General features: G+C 56.4%; 1 protein-coding gene. It reads left to right on the top strand.

Features of this window, described 5'->3' with window-relative positions; translation table 11 throughout:
• Positions 1-4: 4 nt before the first annotated feature.
• Positions 5-14,095: a filamentous hemagglutinin N-terminal domain-containing protein gene (locus FHS09_RS08675; RefSeq protein WP_183458835.1), complete on the top strand. Its 14,091-nt coding sequence runs from the start codon at positions 5-7 to the stop codon at positions 14,093-14,095.
• The last annotated feature ends 66 nt before the right edge of the window (positions 14,096-14,161 follow it).

The following is a 14,161-nucleotide window of genomic DNA, read 5'->3' as shown; positions in this document are numbered from 1 at the left end:
TAGCATGACCCGTAAACTGAAAAAACTGACTTCAGCCATTAAAGTTTGGCAGCTTGCCTGCGCGGGTATGCTTGCCGGACAGGTGATCAGCCCGGCGGCGTTTGCGGGCCCCAAGGGCGGTGTGATTACCGGCGGTGAGGGCGATATTACGGTGGACGACCTGGCCACCATTATCAATCAGGAAACGGATCTGCTTTCCATTGACTGGGAATCGTTCAATATCAGCGAAGAGGAGCTGGTCAAGTTCCTGCAGCCGGATTCCTCTTCGGTGGTGCTGAACCGGATATTGGATAGTAATGCCAGTGAAATCCGCGGGCGTCTCGAGTCCAACGGCCATGTGATTCTCGCCAACCCCCGCGGTGTGCTGTTTACCGAGACAGCCACTATCAATGTGGGCGCCATTACCGCCTCCGGCCTGGATATGGACCCGGCGGATTTTATGAACGGCAATTTCGCCTTCAAGGCGAAAAGCGGCAGCGCTGGTGTGGTAATCAACCGGGGGATAATCAACGCCGCCAGCGCAGTACTGGTGGGTAGGCAGATCACCAATGCACCGGGTTCCCTGATCAGCGCAGAGATGGTCAGCCTCGTCGCCGCCGATGAGGCGGTACTGACCTTTGATGCCGATGGCCTTATTGGTGTACAGGTCACCAAAGAGGTCATGGAGAACGAGCTGGGTATCGATACTGCCGTACTCAACCAGGGCCAGATAGACGGTACCAAGGTGCTGATGGAGGCCAGTGTCTCCGGAGACCTGTTCACCTCAGCGGTAAACAACGAAGGCGTAGTGCGTGCCCGGGGTATAGACACCAGTGGCGGCATCATTCGCCTGACGGGTTCCGGTTCCTCTGTGGTCAATGATGGGGTCCTGGACGCCTCGGGCAGTACTGGTGGCCAAGTGGTTTTGGAGGGCGATAGCGCCATTCACAGTGGCGAGATCGCCGTGCGCGGTAATGCAGGTGTCGCAGGCCGGGCTTATGTTCTGGGTGACGAGGTTACCGTCAGCGGCGATATTGACGCCCGTGGTCGCGCCGGCGGCGGGGAGGTGCTGATCGGCGGAGACTATCAGGGCAAGAACAGTGAAATCCACAATGCCGAAGCCACAAGGGTTACCGCCGAAGCCGATATCGACGCCAGCGGAATCGGTAATAGTGACGGTGGCAAGGTAGTCGTATGGGCCGACGACAGCACTTACTTCGCCGGTAGTATCCGCGCTGAATCCGGTAAGCAGGGTGGTGATGGCGGCTTCGTGGAAACCTCCGGCAAAGTCAATCTGAACCTGGGCGAAGACACCATGTTTGTCTCCACGCTGAGCCTGGGCGGGGGGCAAACCGGGAACTGGCTGCTGGATCCGGGCTGGCTGGATATTGTCGATCCGGGAGCGGGCTCTTGCACAAACTGCGTCACTGTTAGCAGTTTGGAAAGTGGCCTTGCTTCGAATAACGTCACCATTACAGTAGCCGATGCCAACACGGCTTCTGGAACGGGATTAACTATTCCCGACGATAGTGATCCCGCTACCGACTACGCAGATGGCATTCGGGTGCGGAGTAGCTTGAATTGGAGTGCGGCGACGACGCTTACACTGGATTCATTTAGTGACATCCATATTGAAAGCGGAGTGTCAATTGAAGCGCTAAATGGCAACCTGTCCATGATCGCCGATGGCTCCTTCACAAGCGATGGCGGCATTGCCGTCAAAAACTTTTCTCTGAGTGTCGGTGATACTGGATCAGATACTGAGAATAGGCTTGGTGATGTCGCTGTTTCAGGGAACGGCAGTGTAATCGGCGGCACGGGACTGGATAGCTTCATCCTGTCCTCTGCAGACGATGACTTGATTGTCGATGACGATAAATCCTTCATTCTTTCGGGAAATATTTCCTTTACCGCTGTTGACAGTGTCGAGACCGGAGATGGTTCTGACACCGTTGTCGGTGCCAGCGGCGCAGACTGGATATTGACCGGTGCCAATAACGAGGCAGAGAACAGCGGTATCTTCTTCTCCAATGTAGAAGTACTGTCTGCAACTGATGGGGGGTTGATCGGCACCTCGAGCGACGACAGTTTTGTGCTGCAGGCCGATGGCGATATCGCTGTCAAAAGCATGATCTTCAGCGGGTTGGATTTTGTGAATGGTCTGGCTGGGATCAACTCCCTCGATGCCAGCTCTTATGCACAGAGTCTCAGCCTCACCGGCAACGACAACGAGCTGAGTGCTGGTTCTATAATCTTCAGCAATATTCAGAATGCGGTTGCCTCGGCACTGGCGGGCAGTACCGGCGCAGATCTGTTCACCGTTACTGGTGACAACGACTTAGATGCAGCGAACATCAGCTTTACCGGCCTGAGCAGCGTGGACGCCGATGCGGGCGTCGACACAGTGGAGGCCCTGGGCGCCGTGGTGTTGACCGGCAATAGCAGGGAGGCGGTCACCAGCGGTATCAATTTCACAGGAATCGACGCTGTTACAGGCGGCAGCCTGGAGGCCTCGGACAACGCGGATATCTTTGTAATCACTGGAGGCAGTGCGGTAACGGCTAACGATATCGCTTTTGAAGGCATAAGCGCTATCGATGCCAAGCTGGGTAGTGACAGCGTCACCGGCTTGGACGGCGCCGACTGGACACTGACCGGCATCAACAGTGAGGCTGAAAACAGCGACATCACCTTCTCCAACGTAGAACTTTTGGCTGCAATTAATGGAGGTCTGCTCGGAACTTCCGGCGATGACAATTTTGCACTGCAAGCCAGTGGTGATGTTGCAGTCAATGGCATGACCTTTAATAGCCTGGATACCGTGGACGGGCTGGGCGGCACCAACTCCCTGGATGCCAGTGCCCATGCAGCGGGCCTGGCCCTGACCGGCAATGACAACCAGCTGAGCGCCAACTCGATAATCTTCAGCAATATCCAGGATGCAGTCGCCTCGGCACTGGCGGGCAGTACCGGCGCAGATCTGTTCACCGTTACTGGTGACAACGACTTAGATGCAGCGAACATCAGTTTTACCGGCCTGAGCAGCGTGGACGCCGATGCGGGCATCGACACAGTGGCCGCCCTGGGCGCCGTGGTGTTGACCGGCAATAGCAGGGAGGCGGTCACCAGCGGCATCAATTTCACAGGAATCGACGCTGTTACGGGCGGCAGCCTGGAGGCCTCGGACAACGCGGATATCTTTGTAATCACTGGAGGCAGTGCGGTAACGGCTAACGATATCGCTTTTGAAGGCATAAGCGCCATTGATGCCAAGCTGGGTAGTGACAGCGTCACCGGCTTGGACGGCGCCGACTGGACACTGACCGGCACCGACTATGAGGCGGAAAACAGCGGCATCACCTTTTCCAATGTGGAGACCTTGGCCGCAGTTAATGCCGGTTTGATTGGCACCGCTGGCGACGACAGCTTTGTTTTGAATGCTGATGGCAATGTCAATGCCTACAACATGACCTTCAGTGGTCTGGGCTCTGTAGATGGATCGGGTGGCACTAACAACTCTCTCGATGCCAGCGTCTATGCGGGGGGTGTGGCCCTTACCGGCAATAGCAACCAGCTGAGCGCGGCCTCCATCACCTTCAGTAATATCCAAAGCGCGGTGGCCGCGGCGCTGGCCGGCAGCTCAGGCGCGGACACCTTCACCATCACCGCCGCTAACAGCCTTGATGCGTCGGGTATCAGCTTTAGTGGAGTAAGCACTGTTAATGCCGATATCGGCAGTGACACAGTCGCGGCCATCAATGTAATGACCCTGACCGGCACCAGCGGTGAGGCGAGCACCAGCGGTATTCTCTTTACTGCTATCGAGTCCGCCACTGGTGGCAGTTTGGAAGCATCGGACAGCGCGGATACTTTTGTTGTCACCGACACCAATGTGGTAACTGCGAATGATATTGCCTTTAGTGGTATCAACAGTATTGATGCCAAGTTGGGCAATGATAGCGTCACCGGCGCCGATGGTGCCGACTGGACACTGACCGGCACCGACTATGAGGCGGAAAACAGCGGCATCATCTTTTCCAATGTGGAGACCTTGGCCGCAGTTAATGCCGGTCTGATTGGCACCGCTGGCGACGACAGCTTTGTTATGAATGCTGATGGCAGTGTCGATACCTACAACATGACCTTCAGTGGCCTGGGCTCTGTAGATGGCGCGGGTGGCACTAGCAACTCGCTCGATGCCAGCGTCTATGCGGGGGGTGTGGCCCTTACCGGCAATAGCAACCAGCTGAGCGCGGCCTCCATCACCTTCAGTAATATCCAAAGCGCGGTGGCCGCGGCGCTGGCCGGCAGCTCAGGCGCGGACACCTTCACCATCACCGCCGCTAACAGCCTTGATGCGTCGGGTATCAGCTTTAGTGGAGTAAGCACTGTTAATGCCGATATCGGCAGTGACACAGTCGCGGCTATCAATGTAATGACCCTGACCGGCACCAGCGGTGAGGCGAGTACCAGCGGTATTCTCTTCACTGCTATCGAGTCCGCCACTGGTGGCAGTTTGGAAGCATCGGACAGCGCGGATACTTTTGTTGTCACCGACACCAATGGGGTAACCGCCAATGATATTGCCTTTAGTGGTATCAGCAGCGTTGACGCCAAACTGGGTGCCGACAGTGTCACTGGCCTGGACGGTGCCGACTGGACATTGACGGGCGCCATCAATGAAGCGGAAAACAGCGGTATCACTTTCTCCAATATCGAGCTTCTGACCGCGATCAATGGAGGCCTCATCGGTACCGCCGGTGACGACAACTTTGCGTTGCAGGCCAGCGGCGATGTCGATGTCAATAGCATGACCTTTACCGGCCTGGACAGCGTGGATGGACTGGTCGGCATCAACGCCCTGGACGCCAGCGCCTATGTCGCCGGTCTGTCCCTGACCGACACCGACAACCAGTTGAGCACCGGGTCTGTAATTTTCAGCAACATCCAGAATGCGATAACCACAGCGCTGGCAGGCAGCGCCAGTGTGGATCTTTTCACCATCACCGCCGATAACGCCCTCAGTGCTGCAGGTATCGACTTCACCGGCTTGAGCAGCGTCAGTGCCGATGCCGGCAGTGACGCGGTGGCAGCCCTGGGATTGGTTAGCCTGACCGGCAACAGCGGTGAAGCGCTGACCAGTAGTATCAGCTTTTCGGGCATAGAATCGGTAAGTGGTGGCAGCCTTGAGGGTTCGGACAATGCCGATACTTTCGTTGTCACCGGCACCAATGCGCTGACGGGTAATGATATCGCCTTTAGTGGTATCAGCAGTGTCGATACCAAATTGGGTGATGACACTGTGGTTGCTCAAACACTGGTAAGCCTGACCGGCAACAGCGGTGAAGCGCTGACCAGTGGTATCAGCTTCTCGGGCATAGAGTCGGTGAGTGGTGGCAGCCTTGAAGGTTCGGACAATGCCGATATCTTCGTGATTACCGGCACCAATACGCTAACGGCCAATGATATTGCCTTCGATGGTATCAGCAGTGTGGATGCCAAACTAGGTAGCGATAGCGTTACTGATGACACGAACTCCAATTGGACACTGACAAGTCTCAACAATGAGGCAATAAACAGTAATATCACCTTCACCAATGTAGAGATATTATCCGCGATCAGTGGAGGGTTGATCGGAACCAGCGCTGATGAAAGCTTTGTGCTGCAAGCTAGTGGCGATGTAGATGTCAACGGTATGACCTTCAGTGGGATGAGTGCCGTGAACGGCATGGGAGGCGCCAACTCTCTGGATGCCAGCACCTATGTGGCGGGCTTGACTCTGACCGGCGATGATAATCAGCTGAGCGCCGGCTCAATGGTTTTCAGCAATATCCAGAATGCGGTAACGGCGATACTGGCTGGTAGCGCAGGTGCCGATCTATTTACTGTAACCGCCGCTAATGCCCTCGATGCTGTAGGTATAAGTTTTACCGGCTTGAATAGCGTCGATGCCGATATAGGCAGCGATACCGTGGCGGCACAGGGAATCGTATCCCTCACCGGCGTTAGCGGCGAAGCGCAAACCAGCGGTATCTCATTTGTGGGCATTGAGTCTGTCAGTGGTGGCAGCCTCGAAGGCTCGGATAACGCGGATTCTTTTGCGGTCACCGGTACCAATGCGTTGACGGCCAATGATATCGCCTTCAGTGGTATCAACGGCGTCGATGCCAAATTAGGCAGCGATAGCGTAACCGGCTTGGACGGTGCCGACTGGACCCTGACAGGCGTCGCTAGCGAAGCGGTAAACAGTGGGATTACTTTCTCCAGTATCGAGGTATTGTCTGCGATAAATGGAGGGCTGATCGGCACTGGCGCTGATGAGAGCTTTGTGCTGCAAGCCTCTGGCGATGTTTCTACCAATGGCATGACCTTTGATGGTCTGGACTCCGTGGATGCTCTGGGTGGCACCAACACCCTGGATGCCAGCGCCTATGCAGCGGGTCTCAGCCTCACCGGCACCGACAACGAGCTGGGCGCCGACTCTATTCTCTTCAGTAATATCCAGAATGCGGTGGCCGCGGCACTGGTGGGTAGCTCCGGCGCGGACCTATTTACCATCACTGCAGACAACGCCCTCAATGCGGCGGCTATCAGTTTTACCGGCCTAAGTAGTGTGAATGCCGATGCGGGCAGTGACACAGTGGCGGCGTTGGGGCTGGTGACGCTGACGGGCAACAGCAAGGAAGCGATCACCAGTGGTATTAATTTTTCAGCTATCGAATCCGTCACCGGAGGTAGCTTGGAGGGCTCGGACAGCGCGGATACCTTTACCATCACCGGTGCCAACGCGGTAACGGCGAATGATATTTCCTTTAATGGCATCAGCGATGTCGATGCTGGATTGGGCAGTGACAGCGTTACTGGGGCTTCTGGATCAGAGTGGGCATTGCTCGGCACTAATCAAGTAGAAAACAACGGTATTACGTTTGTTAATGCGGAAGATTTCAATGCAACGAATTCGAGTCTGATCGGGACTTCGGGAGACGATAGCTTTATTCTCAGTGCGTCCGGCAGTGTGTCTTTGGGGGGCATGACCTTTAGTGGAGTTGCATTTGTAGACGCCGCTGAAGGAATTGATTCCATTGATGCGACTGCATATTCGGACGGCTTGTTCTTGACCGGCGCCAATAATGAATTAGAAACAGATTTCCTGGAAATTTATAACATAGAAGAGGCTAGTGTAGAGACGCTTTATGGTACTGGTTTGTTCTCCAGTGACATATTTACTGTGACCGGAAACAACAGTATATCAGTGGATAATATTAGTTTTAGCGGGTTGCTTAATGTGTTTGCTGGAGGGGGCTGGGATGAGATTATATATCTTGGAGAAATAGAGGGTAGTGGAAATAAATATACTACCAGTGGTATATATTTTACTGGCATTGAGGAGACGACTGGAAATAACTCAGTTTTTAGGATTACAGAAGGTGTTGGTGTTGTTACAGTTGTTGGAGATGGATCTGTAAGAGAAGAAAGCGGCCAAGTACATTCAGGGTTGGTAGGTGTTTCTGGAGAAACAGGTGCAGATTTTGTTATTGGCCAGGATGAAACTGTATGGATTATAGTTGATGTCAACCAAGTCGAAGCTAGCGGTATGCTTTTCTCCGATGTGGAGATATTCTCTTCACTAAACTCTTCCCTTTGGGGTACCTCCAGCAATGATAGCTTTGTGCTGACGGATAGTTATGTTGGCATAGGCTCAATGGATTTTCAGGGGTTGATCTCTATAGATGGACTCGATGGTTTAGATTCTCTCGATGCCAGCGCCTATTCCCAAACCTTGTCCCTGAATGGAAATAACAGTCAATTAGAAGCCGATGGGCTTATCTTTAGCAATTTCGAAAGCGCGGTTGCCAGTGCTCTCAGCGGCACCAACTCTCCTGAAGTATTTACCATAACGTCCTCCAATAGCCTGGATGTGGCAGGAATCAGCTTTTCCGGCCTTTCCTCTCTCAATGGGGCCGACGGTGGCGATACTGTTAATCTTATTTCTGATGTGTACTTGGCTGAATCTGGAACCGGATTCACCAGCAGCGGTATTGAGTTCTCCGGAATCCAGTCCTCTGTTGCGTCAGCTCCGGTCGCACTATTCGGCTCATTATCCGATGAGAGCTTCAGCCTGGTATCTGACAATGTACTGGATGTTATCGGTATCCGCTTCTCCAATATATCCAGTATCGACGGCGGCGCCGGCGACGACTCGATTGCGGCTTTGGGGACAGTGACCCTGACAGGCGGCAGTAAGGAGGCCATTAGCAGTGGTATAAATTTCAGCGATATCGAGTCGATCACGGGCGGCAGCTTGGTGGCTTCAGACTTAGCCGATACTTTTGTTGTCACCGGCAACGATTCGATAACCGCCAATGATATTGCCTTTAGCGGCATCACAGGTACTATCGATGGCAAATTGGGCAATGACAGTGTTACCGGTGCCGACGGCGCCGACTGGACATTGACTGGTGTCGACTATGAGGCGGTCAATAGCGGCATCACCTTCTCCAACGTGGAAGTTCTGAGCGCAATAAACGGGGGGCTGATCGGTACTGCCGGCAACGACAGTTTTGTGTTACAGGCCGGCGGCGAAGTCGGTGTCCACGGCATGACCTTCAGTGGTCTGGATTCCGTGGATGGCTTGGCCGGCAGCAATTCCCTCGATGCCAGCGCCTATACAGCGGGTGTGGCCCTCACCGGAGCCGACAACCAGCTGAGCGCAGACTCCCTCACCTTCAGCAATATCCAGAGTGCGGTGGCCTCGGTGCTGGCCGGCAGCAGCGGCGCAGACCTGTTTACCATTACCGCCGCCGATAGCCTCGATGCGGCTGAAATCAGCTTCAGCGGCCTGGGCAGCGTCAACGCCGGTACGGGCAGCGACACCGTTACAGCGCTGAATGTGGTTACTCTGACTGGTAGCAATGGTGAAGCTGGCACCAGCGGTATCGACTTTACCGGAATTGAAGCCGTCACAGGCGGCAGCCTGGAGGCTTCCGACAATGCCGATACCTTTGTCGTTGCCGGCGCCAACGCGGTAATCGCCAACGAAATCGCCTTTAGCGACATCAGCAGCGTCGACGCCAAGCTTGGCGCCGACAGTGTCACCGGTGCCGATGGTGTCGACTGGACACTGACTGGTGTCGATTATGAGGCGGTCAACAACGGCATCACTTTCTCCAATGTGGAAACGCTGGCCGCGGTTAACGGGGGCCTGATCGGCACCGCCAGCGACGACAGTTTTGTATTACAGGCCAGTGGTGACGTTGGTATCTATGGCATGGCCTTCAGCGGTCTGGGTACTGTGAATGGTTTAGCCGGTAGCAATTCCCTCGATGCCAGCGCCTATGCTGCGGGTGTGGCCCTCACCGGAGCCGACGACCAACTGAGCGCAGGCTCCCTCACTTTCAGCAATATCCAGAGTGCGGTGGCCTCGGCGCTGGCCGGCAGTAGCGGCGCAGACCTGTTCACTATCACCGCCGCCAATAGCCTTGATGCCGCCGGTATCAGTTTCAGCGGCCTGGGCAGCGTCAACGCCGGTACGGGCAGCGATACCATCGCAGCGCTGAATGTGGTTACTCTAACTGGTAGCAATGGCGAAGCTGGCACCAGCGGTATCGACTTTGCTGGAATTGAAGCCGTCACAGGCGGTAGCTTGGAGGCTTCCGACAATGCCGATACCTTTGTCGTTACCGGCGCTAACGCGGTAACCGCCAACGAAATCGCCTTCAGCAACATCAGCAGTGTGAATGCCAAAGAGGGCATCGACAGTGTTACCGGCACCGATGGCGCCGACTGGACACTGACCGGTACCAATAATGAGGCGGTCAACAACGGCATCACCTTCTCCAACGTGGAAGTGCTGAACGCGATCAACGGGGGGCTGATCGGTACCGCCAGCGACGACAGTTTTGTATTGCAGGCCAGTGGTGACGTTGATATCTATGACATGAGCTTCAGCGGTCTGGATTCCGTGGATGGCTTGGCCGGCAGCAATTCCCTCGATGCCAGCGCCTATGCGGCGGGCGTGGCGCTCACCGGCACGGATAACCAGCTGGGCACAGGCTCCCTCACCTTCAGCAATATCCAGAGTGCAGTGGCCTCGGTGCTGACCGGCAGTAGCGGCGCAGACCTGTTCACTGTAACCGCCGCCAACAGTCTCGATGCCGCCGGTATCAGTTTCAGCGGCCTGGGCAGCGTCAACGCCGGTACGGGCAGCGACACTGTTGCTGCGCTGAATGTGGTTACTTTGACCGGTAGCAATGGCGAAGCTGGCACCAGCGGTATCGACTTTACCGGAATTGAAGCCGTCACAGGCGGCAGCCTGGAGGCATCCGACAGTGCCGATGCTTTTGTCATTACTGGCGCCAACGCGGTATCTGCCAACGAGATTGCCTTTAGCGGTATAAGCAGCGTGGATACCAGGGGCGGCATCGACACTGTCGCCGGGTTCACCGGCTCTGATTGGACGGCGGTCGGTAGCACCGTAGCCGAGAACAGCGGAATCACCTTCAGCAATGTGGAAGTGCTGAGTGCCAGCAACGCTGGTCTGGTCGGTACCAGCGGCAACGACAGTTTCACACTGCTGGCCGATGGCTCTGTCGGGCTGCTCGGCATGACCTTCCTGGACCTGGATGCCGTAGACGCACTGGACGGGACCGATTCACTGGATGCCAGCGCCTTTGACACCGGACTGGCGCTGACTGGCATCGACCAGCAACTGGCCGCTGGCGGGCTGGTATTCAGTAATATCGACGACGCCGTCACGGCCGCCCTGACCGGCACCAGCGGCGCAGATACCTTCAGCATTACCGGCACAGGCACATTGAGCGCCGCGGGAATGGACTTCAGCAGCGTCAACAGCATTGCCGCCGGTGCCGGCAGTGACAGTGTCAGCAGCTCTGCTTCCGATACCTGGGCCTTGACTGCAAACAGCGACGAGGCCGTGCACGCCGGCATCACCTTCAGCGCCGTGGAATCCTTTAGCGGCGGCAACGGCACTCTGTCGGGGCACACCAGCGGTGACAGCTACAGCGTGGATGGGGTTGGCACTGTGTCTGTCGACAACATGACATTCAGTGACCTGGCCGATATCAGCGGCAGCTCCGGCACCGACTCGCTGCAGGCAATCGCCAGTGTAACCCTGAGCGGTGCTGATGGTGCCTTCTCAACCAGCAGTATGAATTTCAGCGGTTTCGATCTCCTTACCGCGGCGGATCTGGTTGCTACCGGCGGCGACGACAGCTTCCAGATGCTCGCTGACAGCGCCCTGGACATTTACGGCCTGACGATTTCCGGTGTGAATTCCCTGGATGCAGGTGGCGGCAACGACAGCGTCTTGGGACGCAATGGCCTGGGCTATCAGTTGAATAGCGGTGCCTCTGTTACCCACGACGGCATAGTCTTCACAGGTGCGGAAGATTTCGTCGGCCAGAATGCGACCCTGGTGGCAACCAGTGGAGCAGAGGGTTTTACCATGACGGCCGTGGATGCCCTGAATATCGACTCCACAGATCTCAGCTTCAGCGGCCTCGTTGCCGTGGATGCGGGAGACGGAGCTGATGTACTCGTCGCCCTGGGGTCCGTCACCCTGAGTGGCACCCAGGCGGTGACCGCAGGATCTATTGCCTTTACCAATATCGATACGGTAAGCGGCACCGGCGCCCTCACCGGCACCGGCGGCGCCGACCAGTTCACCGTGGTCGCGAGCAATCAGCTGGATAGTTACGGTGTGCGCTTTGAGGGTGTTAACTCTGTGGCTGCAGCGGGTGGCAGCGACAATCTGATCGGGCTGGATACCGAATCCTGGCAGCTGAGCGGAACTGACAATGCCTTGAGCCATGCCAGTATCGACTTTACCGGCCTGGAGACCACCAGCGGTGGCAATGGCGTATTGACCGGGTCTGGCTCCATTGATCAATTTACGATTACCGCCAATAACCAGGTGACTGCCAACAGCATTACCTTCACCGCCATTACACAGGTGGATGCCGGTGCGGACACAGACCTGGTCACCTCCGCCGACGGCGAAACCTGGGTGCTGGGAGTCGCAGACGGCAGTGCCGCAGCGGCGGGTATAGAATTCGCGAATATCGAAACCGTTGCCGGAGGCAATGTGCTGGTCGACGCGGCCACCAACAACGCCAGTGACAATTTCGTGCTGAGCGACTCCGGGCAGGCGCTCAGTGTGCGCGGGATCGACTTCTCCTCGGCAGGCAGTGTCTCTGCCGGTGCCGATACGGGAGACTCCGTAACCAGCAATGCCAGCGAATGGCAGTTGACCGGCGCTGACGGCGAACTGTCTGTCAACGGCGTAGAGCTGTCGGGTATCGACCGGGTTGTTACCGCCAATGCGCTCTTGCGCGGTACCGCCAATAGCGAGACTTTTGCCCTCGCGGGCGAGGGTGCTCTGGACGTCGCCGGTATGGCATTCGAAGGGATCGCGGAGGTGGCGGCCGGCGGCGGCAGTGATCTGTTGCAGGGCACCGCAGGCGCGGACAGTTTCGAACTCGCCGGCTCCGGCGATATCAGCGTGGCCGGTATCAGCTTCAACGGCCTCGAAACCGTAGCCGCGGGCGAGGGCGCAGATACGGTCAGTTCCAGCGGTGCCAGTTGGACCTCGGTGCGCAGCGGCGAAGCGCTGGTCGACGGCAGTGCCCAGGCTACGGTTAACAGTATGACGGTGCTATTCCAGGATCTGGAGCTGGTCGACGACGCCGGTTCCTACGCGGGCCAGGATATCGACGCTGAATACGCCTTTAGCAGCCTGGATACCCTGAGTGTCGCCGGGGTTACCTTCGCCGGCCTGGACAGCTTCGCCGGCGGAAGTGGTTTCGACGTGCTGCGCGGTGCCGATATAGATGCGCAATGGACCCTGGAGGCCGCACAGGGAACTGTCAGCAGCGGCGGCCAGTCGCTGGTGTTCGACGGTGTGGAGTCCATTGTTGCCGGCAGTGGCGCAGACCAGTTCACCCTCTCCGGCGGCGAGCTGACGGCAATTGATACCGGTGCCGGAAATGACAGGGTACTACTTGCCGGAACCAGCCTGGAAACCCTATCCCTGAGCGAGGGCAATGACCAACTACAGGTCGATACCGACAGCAGCGAGGGGATACTGCTCGACGGCGGTAGCGGCGATGACGAATTCCAATTCAATATCGCTGACAAGACCTGGCAGTTTACAGGCAGCAGCAGTCAGGTAGGTAACTTCCAGTTCTCCGGCTTCGAGTGGCTGGATAACAATACCGACAGCCTGACTTTGGAAACCGACCAGAACTTTGATTTTGTAAACGGGGGCGACAAATCTGCCAGCTTCAACCGTAATGGCGCCGGAATTTTGTTCGCAAACAGCGGTGTACGCTTAGGGTACGACGGCAGCGGTGATATCACTATCACCAGTACGGGAACAGGAACCATTGGTGGGGACTTGCAAGCGGACCGTGCAGAACTGATTGTTGCCGGCGATATGGATATTGTGACCGACGTGAATACGCTCGATGTCCACACCTCCGGTCCTGATATTGATATTTTAGTTACGGCCCAAAAAGATTTGGTTATCGACGAAATCAACGCAGGTCGCGGCAATATAACGATCAACAGCGCGGGCTTCGGCAGTCTTACCGCTGAGACCTACGGTGATACCCACTTGACAGCGGGTACCGTGAAGTTGGGCTCCGAGTTGCAGCAGTGGACCGTAATCGGCAGCGCGATCAACCCCCTGCGCATGGATGTCTCCCAGTCAGTGGATATCGTGTCCATTAGCTACTTCGAGCCGGACTTTATCGGCCAGATACCCGCCTTCACCAGTACCGGTGACGAGCTGCAATCCGTAGCCGGGGCCCAGGCTGCTCAGGGCCTCAAGTCCGCAGTGCAGAATGCGGTGGAGGATTTCGCCCAAGTGGACCCGGGTATCTTCAACGCAGTTAATCCCTACAGTACCGGCGTGGATGCGGTCAATACTCCGGAGATGCGTCTGACGGGTGAGGCGCTGGTTCCGCTTGATAACTCCACGACACCAGATGACGAGGATGAGTTTCTGGATAGATCCGCTGAACTGGAAGAAAATGAAGAAGCTCCAGAGCGGGAGCGCAAGCGCGCTGCATTGGCGCCCGCCGGATTTGGAGGCTAATCGCTATAGGCTTATAGTTTCACGGTCTGGAGATATTTCTGGCTTAGTCCAGTCCATAGCAAATAA

The sequence above is a fragment of the Microbulbifer rhizosphaerae genome, assembly GCF_014191725.1.
Classification (GTDB): Bacteria; Pseudomonadota; Gammaproteobacteria; order Pseudomonadales; family Cellvibrionaceae; genus Microbulbifer; species Microbulbifer rhizosphaerae.
The sequence above is the reverse complement of the archived record's forward strand: the minus strand, read 5'-3'. Positions and strand labels throughout refer to the sequence as shown.